Source organism: Streptomyces sp. NPDC001137, from assembly GCF_040298885.1.
Taxonomy (GTDB): domain Bacteria; phylum Actinomycetota; class Actinomycetes; order Streptomycetales; family Streptomycetaceae; genus Streptomyces.
The window spans coordinates 161,267-177,387 of the sequence record NZ_JBEPBA010000018.1 but is presented as its reverse complement, the minus strand read 5'-3'; the positions used below and the strand labels follow the sequence as shown (position 1 = coordinate 177,387).

Sequence of the window (16,121 nt, the reverse complement as noted above, 5' to 3'; positions counted from 1 at the left end):
CTTGGGCGCCTCCTCGGGGTGCTTCGGGACCGGTTCGAGGAGGGGAACGGGTGGATTTCGCGAATGTCGGCACACCGCGGGCGCGGCAGGCGCTGCGCCATGTCGCCGCCCGCTCGACGGGCCCGGCCCTCGGCCCCGACCTGCGGATCACGCTCAACTTCCACCCCGACCGCCTCACCGGCGGGCTGCCCATCCTCCAGGCGCTGGCCCAGGACGGCGCCTACCACTCGCAGTTCGTCACCGGCACCAGCAACGGCGGGCTCACCGCGCACCCCGGCGGTGACCGCCGGCGCTGGGAGAGCCGGATCTTCGGCGGTGCCTACGACGACGCCGACCCGCACGAGAGACCCGTCTACGGCGCGCTGAACTTCCGGCGGCAAGTGGTGGGCGCCGCCCCGCGGTTCGGCTCCTCGCACTTCCGGCTCAACGCCGACGTCCTCGCCCGCACCACCTTCTGCTACCCCGACAGCGCGGCCGAGCCGGCCGACTTCGGGGTGGCCGCCGGCATGTCGTTGATCGCGCTCGCCGAGGCCGACGAGCAGGACGCCCTCAACGACTACATCGAGGCCCAGGTCCACGGAGGCGTGCTGCTCGCCGGGCACGTGGAGGCGCTCGTCCTGGACGAGAGCTACCGCGGCACATCCGTCGAGGCCGCCGCCCGTCTGCTGCCCTGCCCCGTCGAGTGGCACCCCGGCTACCGGCTGAGCGTGGCGGAGCTGCGGGAACACGCCGACTACCGCGGGGCGCAGTACATGGAACTGGGCGCCCGTATCGCCCAGGACGGCCACGTGGATCCGCGGATCATCGGCGACGCCGCCCGCACCGGCCGCCACGAACTGCAGGACCTGAAGATGATCTGGCACACCCTCGCCCGCTTCGGCGCGCCCGAAGGGGCGGGCACCGCCTATGCGCCCGGCGGCCACACCCCGGGAGTGAGGACGCCGAGCGCATAGGCGCGGGCCACCAGTTCGGTACGGTTCGACGCGCCAGAGCGCGCCGACAGCCGCCGCAGGTGATAGGTGACCCGCACGACAACAGCGACACGCACTACGTGCACCACACCATCATGTGGCGAGCCAGGCCGCCTGATCCGGCCCCAGCAGACCATCGTCCAGTGAGCCGCTCGCCAGCAGGACCGAGGTGTGCTCCGGCAGCCGGTACGGCTCCGCCGAGAGGTTCACCACGCACACGAAGCCGGGCTCGCGGCGCAGGGCGAGGACGCCGGACGGGGCGTCGAGCCAGCTCAGGCTGCCGTCGCCGAGGGCCGGGTGCTCGCGGCGCAGGCGCAGGGCGGCGCGGTACAGCTCCAGCATCGAGCCCTCGACACCGTCCTGCGCGGCAACGCTGTGCTCCGCCCAGCTGTCCGGCTGCGGCAGCCAGGGCCCGGCCGTCGTGCCCTCGGGGCTGAAGCCGTACGGGGCACTGCGTCCCGACCACGGGATCGGCACCCGGCAGCCGTCGCGCCCGCGGTCGGTGTGCCCGGAGCGCTCCCACACCGGGTCCTGGAGGACGGACTCGGGCAGGTCCTCGACCTCCGGCAGCCCGAGCTCCTCGCCCTGGTAGATGTAGGCGCCGCCGGGCAGCGCGAGCATCAGCAGGGCGGCGGCGCGGGCCCGCCGGGTGCCCAGGGCCAGGTCCACGGGCCCCTCGGGCCGGTAGGGCTCGTTGGCCACCCACCGCCGGACCACCTTGCGGCCGTAGCGGCTGGGGTGGCGCATCACGTCGTGGTTGGACAGCACCCAGGTGGCCGGGGCGCCCACCGCGCCGAGCATGGCGAGGGAGTCGTCGATGACGGCGCGCAGGTCCTTGGCGTCCCAACTGGACATCAGGAAGTCGAAGTTGAACGCCGTGTGCAGACCGTCCTGGCGGACGTAGGCGGCGAGCCGCTCCGGGGTGTCCGCCCAGGCCTCGGCGACGAAGGAGCGGTCACCGGGGAACTCGTCGGCCACCCGGCGCCAGGCGCGGTAGATGTCGTGCACCTCGTCCCGGTCCCAGTGCGGGTGGTCGAGGTGTTGCCGCGGCCCGTCGGGTGCCGCTTCCGGGCGTGGCGGCAGGTCGGGCAGCTCGGGATGCTTGATCAGCCCGTGCGCCACGTCGATACGGAAGCCGTCCACGCCCCGGCTGAACCAGAACCGCAGGATCGACTCGAACTCCGCCCGCACGTCCGGGTGCTGCCAGTTGAGGTCCGGCTGCTCGGGGGCGAACAGGTGCAGGTACCACTCCCCGTCGGGCAGCCGGGTCCAGGCCGGGCCGCCGAAGCAGGACACCCAGTCGTTGGGCGGCTCGGCGCCGTCCGCGCCGCGGCCGGCCCGGAAGACGTAGCGCTCCCGTTCCGGGCTGCCGGGCCCGGCAGCCAACGCCGCCTGGAACCAGGCGTGCTGGTCGGAGGTGTGGTTGGGCACGATGTCGGGGATCACGCGGATGCCGTGGCGGTGTGCCTCGTCGATGAGCTGCTCCGCCTCGGCGACCGTGCCGAACAGCGGGTCGATCTGACGGAAGTCGGCGACGTCGTACCCGTGGTCGGCCATCGGCGACTTGTACCAGGGGTTGATCCAGATCGCGTCCACGCCGAGCGACTTCAGATACGGCAGCCGGGAGCGGATGCCCGCGATGTCGCCGACGCCGTCGCCGTTGCCGTCGGCGAAACTGCGGACGTAGACCTGGTAGATGACGGCGTCGCGCCACCAAGGTGCGGTGCGGGTGGACATAGGGGTGCGTACTCCTCGTGCATCAGTGGGGTAAGGGGGCTACTTGGCCGTGCCCGCCGTGAGGCCGGCCACGATCCGGCGCTGGAACAGCAGCACGACCACCACGAGCGGAACCGTGACCAGGACTCCGGCGGCCATCTGGCTGCCGAACGGCGTCTCGAACTGGGTCGCCCCGGCGAACTTGGAGATCGCCACGGGCGCGGTCTGGATGGAGGGCTTGTTGGTCATCGACAGTGCGATGAGGAACTCGTTCCAGGCGGCGATGAAGGTGATGATCGCGGTGGTGAAGATGCCGGGTGCGGCGAGCGGAATGATGACGCGGCGGAAGGCCTGGGCACGGGTGCAGCCGTCGATCATGGCCGCGTGCTCCAGCTCGTCGGGCATCTGCCGGAAGAACGCCGTCAGGTTCCACACCGCGAGCGGCAGCGTGAAGGACAGGCTCGGCACGATCATCGCCTGGTAGGTGTTGATCCAGCCGAAGCCGACGAACATCTTCAGCAGCGGCACCACGATGGACACCACCGGGAACATCGACGTGGCGATGATCAGCGTCAGCACGAACCGTTTGAAGCGGAACTCCAGCCGCGCCATCGCATACGCCGTGAACGTCGCCAGCAGCAGTGCACACACGGTCGTGATGCCCGCCACGACAAGACTGTTGAACAGGGCCCGTGTGAAGTTCTCGGACGGATCGAGCACGGCACGGTAGTTCTCGAACGAGATCCGCGCCGGGAACAGGGAGTTGTCGAAGATGTCCGAGGTGCGGCGCAGGCTGGAGACGAGCATCCAGTAGAAGGGCGCGAGGCAGTAGGCGACGACCGCGGCGACCCCGAGCCACAGCAGTGCTCTGCGCAGGACCGGGTGCGGGGCGGCGGAGTTCATGCGGCCACCTCCTTGTGGCGGCGCGGCACCACGTCGGCGCCCAGCAGCCGTACGAACGCCAGCGCGATGAGGAAGACGTAGACGAAGAGGATCACCGCGTAGGCGGCGGCCGGCCCGAACCGCACGTTCGCGGCCTGGTCCTGGGCGAGCATGGACAGCGTCTCCACGGACGTCTTCTGCGCGCCGATCAGGATGTACGGCAGGTCGAACATGCGCAGCGCGTCGAGCGTGCGGAACAGCACGGCCACCAGCAGTGCCGGCTTGACCAGCGGCAGCGTGATGCTCCAGAACTGGCGCAGCGCGCCCGCCCCGTCCATCCGGGCCGCCTCATAGACCTCCCTGGAGACCACCTGGAGTCCGGCCAGCACCAGCAGCCCGATGAACGGAGCCGTCTTCCACACATCGGCCACGATGACCGCGACCTTGGCGTGGAACCCCTCGGTGGTCCACAGGATCTGCCGGCCGATCAGGGCGTTGGCCACACCCTCGCTGTTGAAGATCCAGCGCCACAGCAGACCTGTGACGGCGGTGGGGATGGCCCACGGCACCAGGATGGACGCGCGGACGACAGCCCGGCCGCGCAGCGCCCGGTGCATGATCAGCGCCATCGCGATGCCGAGCACCGTCTCCAGCGCGACCGTGGTGATGGTCAGGAAGGTCGTGTTCCAGAAGGCGTTCCAGAAGCGGTCGCCCGCCGCCCCGAAGACCGCCGTGTAGTTGTCGGCGCCGACGAACGGGTCGTGGTCGCGCACGAACCCCGTCCTCGGGTCGAGGCCCGGAGTGCCGTAGAAGGAGTCCTTCAGCGCCACGACCGTCGGATACAGCACGACCACGGCCAGGACCAGCAGCGTCGGCGAGACCAGGAGGGCGGCGACCCGGCCCTCGCCGGAGCCGGCCGTGCGACGGCGGGCCGGGAGGGCACGGCCGGTGCTGCTCCCGCGCGGCGGTGCTTCGGACCGCTCGAGGCTCTCGGGCGGGTTGTGGGTGGTCACCATGTCGTGTCTCCTCATTGCCCCGCCGCCTGTTGCCGCAGGTCCTTCTGCAGGTCCTTGAGCGCGCTCGCGCCGCTCTTGGCGCCGGTCAGCGCGGCGAAGGTCTCCCGCTGGACGGCCGCGGTGACATCGCCGTAGCCGAAGACCCGCGGCCGCGGCACCGCATGCAGGATCGACTGCTTCAGGACGGGCAGGTACGGATACTTCTTCACCAGGCGCGGGTCCTGGTACAGGGCCTGGTACGTGGGCGCCGCCGGCGCGTAGGCCAGCGTGAACCGCTGGGTTTCCTGGCTGGTGAAGAACCGGATGAAGTCCAGCGCCGTGGCCTTGTTCCTCGCCGAGGCGGACAGCGCCAGGTTGTGGCCGCCCAGGCTGGAGGCGCCTGGCCCGTTCAGTCCGGGCAGCGGCGCGACGGCGAACCTGCCCGCGACCTTGCTGGAGCCGTCCTTCTTGTTCGCCAGTGGATACATGTACGGCCACTGCCGCTCGAAGACGAGCCTGCCGGACTGGAAGGCGCGGCGGGCGTCCTCCTCCTGGTAGGTGGCGGCCTCCTTGGGGATGGTGCCGTCCCGGAAGGAGCGGACCAGGAAGTCCAGGCCCTTCCTGGCCTGCGGGGTGTCGAGGTGCGGTCGCCCCTGGGCGTCCGTGACGACCCCGCCCGCGGAGTTCACCGCCTCGGCGAAGTTCACCGTCAGGCCCTCGTACTTCTGGAACTGACCCGCGTAACAGGACACGCCCTCGGCCGCGGGCAGCTTGCGCACTTTGGCGCAGTCCGTCTTCATCTCCGCCCAGGTGACCGGCGGTTGAGTGATCCCGGCCTGCTGGAGCAGATCGGTGCGGTAGTACAGCATGCCGCCGTCGGAACTGGCCGGGACGGAGTACAGGCCCCCGCGGTACATGCCGGTCGCGACGATCGGCTTCAGCATCCGGCTCAGCGGGAAGCGGTCCTGGGGCAGCCGGTCCACCCAGCGGTGTGCCGCGAACTCCGAGGTCCACACGACGTCCAGGGACAGCACGGTGAAGGCGTCCGACCTCGTCGCCGCGTTCTGGATCATCTGCTGGCGCTGGGCGTCGGGATCGGTGGGCAGCTGGACGAAGGTGACCTTCTCGCCCGGGTGCCGTTTGTTCCAGCGGTCGAGCACCGCCTGCACGGTCCCGGTGTTGTCGGCACCGGCGACATAGGTGATGGGGCCGCGGCCCGTACCGGACACGGAGCCGCCGCCGGTACCGCACGCGGCAACGGCGGCCAGCCCAGCGCACAGTGCACCGGAGCGCCGCAACGCTCTGGTCTTTCTGCTCTTCAAGGTAACTCCCGGGCAGCGATTGCAGAGAAAAATATGCAGGTCGGACCGCATATAACGGAGATCTGTGCAAGCAGTTGGTTCCTGCTGAGACAACGCTTGCAAGCTAGGAGGAAGCCGGGCGGCACGTCAATGCGTTACGCGCAAGTAATGCCGTGACAGCGCTGTCACGAAGCAGGGCGGCGCGGTGCACGCTTGTGCTAACGTCCGCCCATGCCAGCAGCTCAACGGCACCCCACGATGGCCGATGTCGCCGAACGGGCCGGGGTCTCCGCATCCACCGTCTCCCGCACGCTGCGCGGCCTGTCGAGCGTCTCGCCGGAGGTCCGCGCCCGCGTCGAACAGGCCGCCCGCGAGCTGAACTTCGCGGTCTCCCGGCAGGCCTCAAGCCTGGTGACCGGCAGGACCGGCGTGGTGGCGGTGCTGGTGCCCACCCTCAAGTCGTGGTTCATGGGCTCGGCGCTGTCCAGCCTGGGCCCGCTGCTGCGTGCCGCGGACATGGAGCTGGCCCTCTACGTGATACCGGACCTCGCCGAGCGTGCCTCGTTCTTCGAGCAGCTGCCGGCCCGGCGCAACGCCGACGCCCTGCTGGTGCACTGCTTCGACCTCACCGAGGAGGAAAGTGCACGGCTCGACGACCTCGGAATGCCGGTCATCTACGTCAGCCAGCACGCCGAGGGACGCCCCAGCGTGTACGTCGACGACGCGGCCGGCGCCCTGAGCGGCACCCGGCATCTGCTGAACCTGGGCCACCGCCGCATCGCCTTCGTGCAGAGCCCGGGCGCCACCGGCTTCTCCTTCAGCTCGCACGCGAGGCTGCACGGCTACCGGCAGGCGCTCGCCGAGGCGGGCATTCCCGTGGACGAGTCCCTGGTGGTTGCCGCTCCCGCCGAGGACAAGCGTGCCGTCGCCGAAGCCCTGGGGCAGCTGCTCGGCCTGCGCGAGCCGCCCACCGCGGTCTTCGCCGAACAGGACGAGCTCGCCGCCACCCTGATCTCGACCCTGCGCAGGGCCAGGATCGAGGTCCCGGAGGCGATGTCCGTCCTCGGCTTCGACGACCAGCCGCTGGCCGAGTGGTTCGACCTGACCACGGTGGCCCAGTCGCCCTCCGAGATGGGCCGGGTCGCCGGAGAGCTGGTCCTGCGGCTGATCAACGATCCCGAGACGGACCACGAGCGGCACATCGTCCTGCCGACCCGCCTGATCCCGCGGGGCACCACCGCCCGACCCTCCGCCGGGCCCGCGACGGAGGAGCAGAATCCCTCCTGAGGGCTTCCGCAAGCCCCCAGGAGCGTTCTCGACTACACGATCATGTAGTTCCGTGGCACGGTCGGCCGGATCAGCTCGACCAACCTTGAGCGCAGTACTTCCGTACCGCGAAAGGCAGTTGTCGCGCCATGCCACGAGGGCACTCCTGGAGCGGTACGGCGACCCGGACGCCACCGCCGCGCCCGCCACGGCGTACGAGGTCCGCACTCTCACCGGCGGCCCCCTGGACGCCCTCGCCGAACGGCACGGGCTCCTTCCCATGACCGTCACGGAGGCGCACGACCTCACCGCCCCCGGCCACCCGCGCCGCGAGCGCTTCGTCCGCGTCGTCCTCCCGGACGGCACCGCCTACCGCACCGCCGACCACCTCACCGTGCTGCCGTTAACGCCCCGACCCTCGTCGACCGCGCCGCCACCGCACTGGGCGTCGACCCCGACTCCGTCCTGGACATCCGCGCCATCCGCCCCCGCCGCGACGGTCTCGCGATCGACCGGCCCTTGACGGTACGTCAACTGCTGGCGCACCACGTCGAGTTGCAGGAGCGGCCGTCGCCCGCCCGGCGAGCGACGCTCGCCGCCAACCCCTGCCCGCCCGAGCGCGCGGCCCTGCCAGTCCAGCCGTGCCGGGAGGCCTTTCGGGTGGACCACTCCGCCCCGGTGATCATGATCGCGGCGGGCACGGGCCTCGCCCCTTTCCGCGGAGCCGTCGCCGACCGCAGGGCAGCCCTCGCCGCGGGCACCGAACTCGCCTCCGCCCTCTGCTACTTCGGCTGCGAGGCACCCGACGCGGACTTCCTGCCCGCCGAGGAACCGCGCGCCGCCGACTCCGCCGGGGCGGTGTCCCTCCGCCCGGCCTTCAGCACTGCCGGGACCTTCGTGCAGCACCGCATCGCCGCCGAAGGTGATGAGGTCTGGCAGCTGCTCGGCGCCGGCGCCCGGGTGTACGTCTGCGGCGACGGTTCGAAAATGGCGCCGGGCGTGCGGGACGCGTTCCGTACGCTGTACCGGGACCGCACGCCGGGCGCCGACGAAGCGGCGGCCGAGGAGTGGCTCGACGCACTGATCGCGGACGGCCGTTACGTCGAGGACGTGTACGCGGCCGGCTGACCGAGGGGAGAGGTGGGCGCACGGTGTTGGACTCCTGGGAGCGGGCCCGACACGTCCTTGCGGGCGCACAGATCCCTCCCGACCGGCTGGCCCACCTGCGCCCTCTGACCGGTGGCACCTACAACACGGTCGAGGAACTCCGTCTCACCGACGGCAGCCGCTACGTACTCAAAGTCGCGCCGGACACCCCCGGACTGCGCTACGAGAGCCGGCTCCTCGTCGCCGAGGCGGAGTTCTACCGCGGCGCCGAAACGGCCGGGGTGCCGGCGCCCCGGCTCGTCACCCTCGACGACGACAGCTCCGTACTCCTGATGACGGCAAGTCCCGGCGACCCCTGGGACGGATCCCTCACCGAGGCCGAACGGACTTATCTGCGTGCCGAGTTGGGACGCCAGGTGGCCGCCCTGCACCGTGTCACCGGAACCGCCTTCGGCTACCCCTCGGGTGCGCTGGGTCCCCTCGCCCGCGACTGGCGGACCGCCTTCGGCGGCATGCTGGAGGCGATCCTCGACGACGCCCGCCGCTTCGCGGCCCGGCTGCCCAGGCCCGTCGACGAGATCGCCCGCACCCTGCGCGCCGCGTACGACGCGCTCGACGAGGTCACCGTCCCCGCGCTCGTCCACTTCGACCTGTGGGACGGCAACATCCTCGTGGCACGCTCGGCGGATTCCGTCCGCATCGGCGGGCTCATCGACGGCGAGCGCATGTTCTGGGGCGATCCGCTGGCCGAGTTCGTCTCCCTGGCGCTGCTGGGGGACATCAGGAAGGACGAGGCCTTCCTGTCGGGCTACCGGGAGGGCGGCGGACGCGCCGAGTTCGACCGCCCGGCCCTCCTCCGCCTGGCCTTGTACCGCGCCTACCTCTACCTGATCATGCTGGTGGAGACCGTGCCCCGGGCGATGAGGGAGGGGGACGTCCGGTGGCGGGAGCAGGAGGTCGCGCCGGAGCTCGTGGCCGCCCTGGACGAGATCGAGGAGGCCACCTCTTAGCTCACATCGTGAACTAAGGGTTGGAGGAATGTCGCGCCAAGTCTCTCCGCAGAGGTATGTTGCAGGTCGGACAGGGCGCGAAAGGAACCACATGGCGGGGCGGAACGGGCGCACGGTGCGCGACCTCAGGCGGGCCAACCGCGCGGTCGTGCTGCAGCGGCTCTACTTCGACGGACCCCTCAGCCGCTTCGAGCTCGGCCCGGTCACCGGGCTGAGCTCCGGCTCGGTCAGCAACGTCGTCGCGGACCTGGTCGCCGACGGCCTGGTCGAGGAGGCCGGAAGCGTCGACTCCGACGGCGGCCGCCCCCGCACCCTGCTGCGTGTGGCGCCCGGCGCCGGCCACATGATCGGCGTCGACGTCGGCGAGACCCGGGTGCGCGTTGAGCTGTTCGACCTCACCCTCACCGAACTAGCCCGCACCGAGCGGCCCTTGGAACAGCAGCGCTACGACGTCGAGGTCATCGTCGGCCACATCCGCGACGGGATCGCCGAGGTGCTCGCCGGCGCCGGCCTCGGCCCCGAGCAGCTCCTCGGCGTCGGCATCGGCGTCCCCGGCATCGTCGAGCGCACCCCGGAGCGCGGCGCCGTCGTCCACGGGCAGACCATCGGCTGGGACGCCGTCCCGCTGGAGTCGCTGCTCCGCTCGACCTCCCGACTCCCGGACACGGTCCGCTACTTCATCGACAACGGCGCCAAGACGCTCGGCCAGGCCGAGATGTGGTTCGGCGCCGGACGCGGGGCGCGCAATGCGATCGTCGTCCTCTTTGGCTCCGGTGTCGGCGCGTGCCTCGTGACGCCCGAGGTGGAGCACGGACGGGCGGTCGAGTGGGGGCATCTGACGGTGCGGGTCAGGGGGCGCCGCTGCCGGTGCGGTGCGCTGGGCTGTCTGGAGGCGTATGCGGGGGCGGAGTCCCTGCTGGAGCGGTGGCGCGAGGAAGGTGGGCGACCGCCCGAGGGTGCGGACGAGGAGACCGCTCTGACGGCCATGCTGGCTTCGGCCTACCCGGTCGAGGGGGGCGAGGCCGATCCGGTCGCCCTGGGCGTGCTGGAGGAGACCGCCGAGTATCTCGGTGCCGGGCTGTCCGACCTGATCAACCTGTTCCAGCCCGAGCGGATTCTCATCGGGGGGTGGGCGGGGCTTCAGCTGGGGGCGCGGTTCCTGCCCGCGGTGCGACGGTATGCGGCCTCGTACGCACTGCGGCATCCGGCCGAGAAGGTGAGCATCGATCTCGGGCGGCTCGGGCCCGACGCGGTGACCGTCGGAGCGGCGATTTTGCCGCTGGCGGACTTCTTCGCCCGGGGCGGGCGGCGGCTTGAGCCGGTGCCTGAGGGGCCGGTGCCCGCGTGGCAGACGGCGTTGGAGGAACGCACTCCCTGACAGCCCCCCCGCTCCTTTGGGGCGCACCCCCAGGTTTCGGCCGTCACCCGCAGAGGTACTCGCGTCTCGCTCGACGACGTGAAGGGAGTGCGCCGTGGCCGATCGGCACGACACAGGCCAGGGCGGTGAGCCCGTACCGCGGGATCTGCCCGACCAGCAGGTCGGCGAGGGTGAGGACCCGCTGGACATCCCCGTTCCGGACATGGAAGCCGATACGTCCGACGACGAGGTGCCGGACACCGACGAGGCCGGTACCGGGCGCCGCGACGGCCCTCGTTCGGCCACCGTCCACCCCGAGCACCCCGACCCGGACGAGTCCTCCGCCTGACCGCGACAGGAGCCCAGCATGGGTATCGGCGACCGGGTCCGCGCATGGCCCGTCTACCGGCAGCTCACCGGCACCGACCGCACGGGCCGGGGGAACGCCGCGAAATCCTCGTACACCGAAGGCCTGCGTCCCCGCACCGACAGCGCGGAGCGCGTGGTGCAGTCCGTCTGCCCCTACTGCGCGGTCGGCTGTGGCCAGCAGGTGTATGTGCGGGACGAGAAGGTCGTGCAGATCGAGGGCGACCCGGCCTCGCCGGTCAGCCGCGGGCGGCTGTGTCCCAAGGGCTCGGCGACCCTCCAGCTGACCACCGGACCGGCCCGCGAGCACCAGGTGCTCTACCGGCGCCCGCACGGCACCGACTGGGAGCCGCTCGACCTGGACACGGCCATGGACATGGTGGCCGAGCGGGTCCTGCGCACCCGGCGCGAGACCTGGCAGTGGGAGTACGAGGGGATGCGCACCGCCCGCACCATGGGCATCGCCAGCCTGGGCGGCGCCACCCTCGACAACGAGGAGAACTACCTCATCAAGAAGCTGCTGACCGGCCTCGGCGTGGTGCAGGTGGAGAACCAGGCACGGGTCTGTCACTCCTCCACGGTCGCAGGCCTCGGCACCTCCTTCGGCCGCGGCGGCGCCACCACCTTCATGCAGGACCTGCAGTTCTCCGACTGCATCGTCATCGAGGGCTCCAACTTCGCCGAGTGCCACCCGGTCGGCTTCCAGTGGGTGATGGAGGCCAAGAAGCGCGGCGCCACCATCATCGACGTCGACCCGCGCTTCAACCGCACCAGCGCGCTCGCCGACCTCTACGTGCCGATCCGCGCGGGCACCGACATCGCCTTCCTCGGCGGGATCATCAACCACGTCCTGACCGAGGAGAAGGACTTCCGCGAGTACGTCCTCAACTACACCAACGCCTCCACCCTGGTCGGCGAGGACTTCCGCGACACCGAGGACCTCGACGGCGTCTTCTCCGGTCTGGACGAGGAGAAGAAGCACTACGACCCCACCACCTGGCAGTACGAGGGCGTCGAGATCCAGCAGCCGGCCGGAGAGGCCGACGAGCTCTACGAGGAACGCACCCGCAAGTCCGCCGGCGCCGAGGCCCACGGCTCCGGCGGAGCGCGTACCGGACACCGCGCCCCCACCGACGAGACCCTCCAGCACCCGCGCTGCGTCTACCAGATCCTCAAACGGCACTACGCCCGCTACACGCCCGAGATGGTCGAGGAGGTCTGCGGCATCCCCGTGGACACCTTCCGGCAGGTCTGCGACGCGCTGACGGCCAACTCCGGCCCCGAACGCACCAGCGCCTTCTGCTACGCCGTCGGCTGGACCCAGCACACCACCGGCGCCCAGTTCATCCGCGCCGCCTGTGTCCTGCAGCTCCTGCTCGGCAACATCGGCCGCACCGGCGGCGGCATCCAGGCCCTGCGCGGCCATGCCTCCATCCAGGGCTCCAGCGACATCCCCACCCTGTTCAACCTGCTGCCCGGCTACATCCCGATGCCGCACGCCCACGAGGACATGAACCTCGACAACTTCGTCGAGACGACGCGCACGGTGAAGGGCTTCTGGTCCGACATGCGGGCCTACCTCGTCAGTCTGCTGAAGGCCTACTACGGCGATGCCGCCACACCCGACAACGACTTCTGCTTCGACCACCTGCCGCGGCTGACCGGCTCCCACTCCACCTACGACACGGTGATGGCCCAGCTCGACGGTGACTGCAAGGGCTACTTCCTGCTCGGCGAGAACCCGGCGGTCGGCTCCGCCAACACCCGTCTGCAGCGCCTGGGCATGGCCAACCTGGACTGGCTGGTCGTCCGCGACTTCTCCCTGATCGAGTCGGCGACCTGGTGGAAGGACGGCCCCGAGATCGAGACCGGTGAGCTGCGCACCGAGGACATCGGCACCGAGGTGTTCTTCTTCCCGGCCGCCTCGCACACCGAGAAGTCGGGCTCCTTCACCAACACCAACCGCTGGGTGCAGTGGCACTACCAGGCGGTGGAGCCCGAGGGCGACGCCCGCAGCGACCTGTGGTTCATGTACCACCTGGGCCGCCGCATCAAAGAAAAGCTGGCCGACTCGACCGACCCCATGGACCGTCCGATTCTCGACCTCGCCTGGGACTACCCGGTCAGCGGGGACCTCGAGGAACCCGCGGCCGACGCCGTGCTCGCCGAGATCAGCGGGCACGGCCCCGACGGCGCTCCACTGAGCGCGTACACCGAGCTGAAGGACGACGGCTCGACCCGCTGCGGCTGCTGGATCTACTGCGGGGTCTACGCCGACGGCGTCAACCAGGCCGCCCGCAAGAAGCCCCACTGGGAGCAGGACTGGGTGGCCGCCGAGTGGGCCTGGGCCTGGCCCGCCAACCGCCGCATCCTCTACAACCGGGCCTCCGCGGCCCCCGACGGCACCCCGTGGAGCGAACGCAAGAAGTACGTCTGGTGGGATGCGGAGGAGGGCAGGTGGACCGGCCGTGACGTTCCGGACTTCGTCCCCGACCGTGCACCGGACTTCGTGCCCGACGAGGACGCGGTCGGCCCCGACGCGCTGCGCGGCGACGACCCGTTCATCATGCAGGCCGACGGCAAGGGCTGGCTGTTCACCCCCGCAGGCCTGGAGGACGGCCCCCTGCCCACCCACTACGAGCCGCAGGACTCGCCCTTCCCCAACGCCCTGCACCCGTCGACCCCGCGCAATCCGGTGCGCCAGCTGCTGCCGCGCGAGGGCAACCGCTACCACCCCAGCGGCGACGAGAAGGGCGCCGAAGTCTTCCCGTACGTCGTCACCACGCACCGCCTGACCGAGCACTTCACGGCGGGCGGGATGAGCCGCTGGTCGGAGTATCTCTCCGAACTGCAACCGGAGTTCTTCTGCGAGGTCTCGCCCGCGCTGGCCCGCGAACGCGGCCTGGAGAACGGCGGCTGGGCGACGATCGTCACGGCCCGCAACGCGGTCGAGGCACGCGTGCTGGTGACCGACCGGATCCGGCCGCTGCGGGTGCAGGGCCGCACCGTCCACCAGATCGGCCTGCCCTTCCACTGGGGCCCCAACGGTGTCGCGAAGGGCGACGCCGCCAACGAACTGATGGCCATCGCGCTCGACCCCAACGCCCACATCCAGGAGGACAAGGCGCTCACCGCCGACATCCGCCCGGGCCGCCGCCCGCGCGGCCCGGACCTGCCGAGGCTGGTCGCCGAGTACCGCGCCCGGGCCGGTATCACCCCGGACACCGGAACGGAGGCACGCAAGTGAGCGAGGAACGCGTCGGGTTCTTCACCGACACCTCCGTCTGCATCGGCTGCAAGGCCTGCGAGGTCGCCTGCAAGGAGTGGAACGCCATCCCGGAGGACGGGCTGTCGCTCACGGCCATGTCGTACGACAACACGCAGGCGCTCGGCGCCTCGACCTGGCGGCACGTGGCCTTCATCGAGCAGCCCCGCCCGGACGGCCGCACCCAACTCCCTCTGGTCGAGGGCGAGTCGAGCGCGCAGGAGACACCGGTCGGCGGCGACGGCGAACTGCGCTGGCTGATGTCCTCCGACGTGTGCAAGCACTGCACCCACGCCGCCTGCCTCGACGTCTGTCCCACCGGCTCGCTCTTCCGCACCGAGTTCGGCACGGTCGTCGTCCAGGAGGACATCTGCAACGGCTGCGGCTACTGCGTGCCCGCCTGCCCGTACGGCGTCATCGAGCAACGGCCGCGCGACGGACGCGCGTTCAAGTGCACGATGTGCTACGACCGCCTTGGCGCAGGACAGGAACCGGCCTGCGCCAAGGCCTGCCCCACCGAGTCCATCCAGTTCGGCCCGCTCGACGAACTGCGCGAGCGGGCCGCGCTGCGCGTCGACCAGCTGCACGAGGCGGGCGTCACCGACGCCCGCCTGTACGGCCACGACCCGGACGACGGCGTGGGCGGCGACGGCGCGTTCTTCCTGCTCCTGGACGAGCCCGAGGTGTACGGGCTGCCACCGGACCCGGTGGTGTCCACCCGCGATCTGCCCCAGATGTGGAAGCACGCGGGCGCCGCGGCCCTGTCCCTGCTGGGCGGCCTCGCGGCCTGCTTCGCGCTGGCGGGAAGGGGCCGGCGATGAGCACGACCGAACGCGCGGGACGCAGGCGGCGGCGCGGCGAACAACCCGTCGTCCCCCGGGCCGAGTTCGAGTCCTACTACGGCCGCCCGGTCATCAAGGCACCCTCCTGGGCCGCCCCCGACATCGCCGGGTACTTCTTCCTCGGCGGGCTCGCCGGAGCAGGCTCGGTGCTCGCGGCGGGGGCGCACCTGACCGGACGTACGAGGACCGCGACGGCACTGAAGGTGTCCTCGCTGGCCTCCGTCTCCCTGTCGGCGGCCGCCCTGATCCACGACCTGGGCAAACCGGGCCGGTTCGCGAACATGCTGCGGGTGTTCAAGCCGACCTCGCCCATGAGTATGGGGTCCTGGCTGCTCGGCGCCTACGGGCCCGTGGCGGGTGCGGCCGCCGCGAGCGCCGTGACCGGCCGGGCGCCGCGTCTAGGGGGCGCGGCGACCGGCGCCGCCGCACTGCTCGGCCCCGCGGTCGCCACCTACACCGCGGTGCTGGCCGCCGACACCGCCGTACCGGCCTGGCACGGCGTCCACCGCGAGCTGCCCTACCTCTTCGCGGCGTCCGCGACGGCGGCGGCCTCCGGTATGGCCCTGGTGGTCGGGCCCACGGACGAGAACGCTCCGGCCCGCTGCGCCGCGGCGCTGGCCGCGCTGGCCGACGCGGCGGTGTCGAAGGCGGCGGACAAGCGCCTTGGCATGGTCGCCGAGACCTGGCGGGAGGGCCGGGCCGGCGCACTGCTGCGGGCGGCGCAGGTGCTCACCGCCGGCGGCGCGGTCACGGGCGCGCTCTTCGGCGGACGGCGCGGCGCCGCGGTCGCCTCCGGGCTCGCCCTGCTCGCGGGATCGGCGTGCACCCGCTTCGGCGTCTTCGCGGCGGGCATCGCCTCGGCGGAGGACCCCAAGTACACGGTGGTCCCGCAGCGCGAACGGCTCGACGAGCAGGCGTAGACACCTTCCAGGCCGGTCAGCCCGCCTTGTGTGCCCCCCCGGCGGCTCGCCCTGCGTTCCCGCATCGTGCTGGGTCGGCCCGGTCGCCTCCGGGCTCGCCCTCCTCGCCGGGTCGGCGTGCAG

12 protein-coding genes and 1 pseudogene are annotated in these 16,121 nt (G+C 71.4%); 9 read left to right on the top strand and 4 right to left on the bottom strand.

Going from position 1 to position 16,121, the window contains the following annotated elements; all coding sequences use genetic code 11:
* Positions 1-50 precede the first annotated feature (50 nt).
* Entirely contained in the window at positions 51-953 is a 903-nt protein-coding gene (locus tag ABT254_RS31090; protein ID WP_351477208.1) for a DUF3626 domain-containing protein, read from the top strand.
* Between the two features lie 111 nt (positions 954-1,064).
* Here ABT254_RS31090 and ABT254_RS31080 read toward each other — a convergent pair whose 3' ends face one another.
* From ABT254_RS31080 to ABT254_RS31065, 4 genes are read right to left on the bottom strand one after another with little or no spacing between them, the layout of a single operon-like run.
* Complete coding sequence (locus ABT254_RS31080; protein ID WP_351477205.1) at positions 1,065-2,708, bottom strand: glycoside hydrolase family 13 protein; 1,644 nt, start codon at positions 2,706-2,708, stop codon at positions 1,065-1,067.
* Positions 2,709-2,747: 39 nt separating this feature from the next.
* Positions 2,748-3,590: a carbohydrate ABC transporter permease gene (locus ABT254_RS31075; protein WP_351477202.1), complete on the bottom strand. Its 843-nt coding sequence runs from the start codon at positions 3,588-3,590 to the stop codon at positions 2,748-2,750.
* A complete protein-coding gene (locus ABT254_RS31070) occupies positions 3,587-4,585 on the bottom strand; it encodes a carbohydrate ABC transporter permease (protein ID WP_351477199.1) in 999 nt (332 codons plus the stop codon). Before ABT254_RS31070 ends, ABT254_RS31075 begins: the two co-directional genes overlap by 4 nt.
* An 11-nt stretch (positions 4,586-4,596) precedes the next feature.
* On the bottom strand, positions 4,597-5,886 hold the full coding sequence (locus ABT254_RS31065) for an ABC transporter substrate-binding protein (protein ID WP_351477197.1): 1,290 nt from the start codon (positions 5,884-5,886) through the stop codon (positions 4,597-4,599).
* Between the two features lie 210 nt (positions 5,887-6,096).
* Here ABT254_RS31065 and ABT254_RS31060 point away from each other — a divergent pair, with 210 nt between their 5' ends.
* From ABT254_RS31060 to nrfD, 8 genes and pseudogenes are all read left to right on the top strand, one after another.
* Positions 6,097-7,152 carry a LacI family DNA-binding transcriptional regulator gene (locus ABT254_RS31060; RefSeq protein WP_351477194.1) on the top strand — a complete coding sequence of 352 codons (1,056 nt, stop codon included), beginning with the start codon at positions 6,097-6,099 and terminating at the stop codon, positions 7,150-7,152.
* 112 nt (positions 7,153-7,264) lie between these two features.
* Positions 7,265-8,259 (top strand): annotated as a pseudogene (locus ABT254_RS31055) (ferredoxin reductase domain-containing protein); the annotation flags it as partial.
* Positions 8,260-8,282: 23 nt separating this feature from the next.
* The gene (locus ABT254_RS31050; protein ID WP_351477192.1) at positions 8,283-9,248 is read left to right on the top strand and encodes a phosphotransferase family protein; all 966 of its coding nucleotides are present in this window, start codon (positions 8,283-8,285) and stop codon (positions 9,246-9,248) included.
* A gap of 91 nt (positions 9,249-9,339) precedes the next feature.
* Complete coding sequence (locus ABT254_RS31045) at positions 9,340-10,626, top strand: ROK family transcriptional regulator (protein WP_351477189.1); 1,287 nt, start codon at positions 9,340-9,342, stop codon at positions 10,624-10,626.
* 94 nt (positions 10,627-10,720) lie between these two features.
* On the top strand, positions 10,721-10,954 hold the full coding sequence (locus ABT254_RS31040; protein ID WP_351477186.1) for a hypothetical protein: 234 nt from the start codon (positions 10,721-10,723) through the stop codon (positions 10,952-10,954).
* Positions 10,955-10,972: 18 nt separating this feature from the next.
* The gene (gene fdh / locus ABT254_RS31035; RefSeq protein WP_351477183.1) at positions 10,973-14,218 is read left to right on the top strand and encodes a formate dehydrogenase; all 3,246 of its coding nucleotides are present in this window, start codon (positions 10,973-10,975) and stop codon (positions 14,216-14,218) included.
* Positions 14,215-15,057, top strand: a complete 843-nt coding sequence (locus ABT254_RS31030; RefSeq protein ID WP_351477180.1) for a 4Fe-4S dicluster domain-containing protein — start codon at positions 14,215-14,217, stop codon at positions 15,055-15,057. Before fdh ends, ABT254_RS31030 begins: the two co-directional genes overlap by 4 nt.
* Positions 15,054-15,998 (top strand): NrfD/PsrC family molybdoenzyme membrane anchor subunit, encoded by a 945-nt coding sequence (gene nrfD / locus ABT254_RS31025; RefSeq protein ID WP_351477178.1) that lies wholly within the window; start codon positions 15,054-15,056, stop codon positions 15,996-15,998. The genes ABT254_RS31030 and nrfD overlap by 4 nt, the downstream gene beginning before the upstream one ends.
* Positions 15,999-16,121: the final 123 nt, after the last annotated feature.

Excerpts from the sequence above, each read along its gene's own strand:
- ABT254_RS31075 (WP_351477202.1), bottom strand. The coding sequence starts at position 3,590 with ATGAACTCCGCCGCCCCGCACCCGGTCCTGCGCAGAGCACTGCTGTGG.
- nrfD (WP_351477178.1), top strand. The coding sequence starts at position 15,054 with ATGAGCACGACCGAACGCGCGGGACGCAGGCGGCGGCGCGGCGAACAA.
- ABT254_RS31060 (WP_351477194.1), top strand. The coding sequence starts at position 6,097 with ATGCCAGCAGCTCAACGGCACCCCACGATGGCCGATGTCGCCGAACGG.
- ABT254_RS31080 (WP_351477205.1), bottom strand. The coding sequence starts at position 2,708 with ATGTCCACCCGCACCGCACCTTGGTGGCGCGACGCCGTCATCTACCAG.
- fdh (WP_351477183.1), top strand. The coding sequence starts at position 10,973 with ATGGGTATCGGCGACCGGGTCCGCGCATGGCCCGTCTACCGGCAGCTC.
- ABT254_RS31070 (WP_351477199.1), bottom strand. The coding sequence starts at position 4,585 with ATGGTGACCACCCACAACCCGCCCGAGAGCCTCGAGCGGTCCGAAGCA.
- ABT254_RS31045 (WP_351477189.1), top strand. The coding sequence starts at position 9,340 with ATGGCGGGGCGGAACGGGCGCACGGTGCGCGACCTCAGGCGGGCCAAC.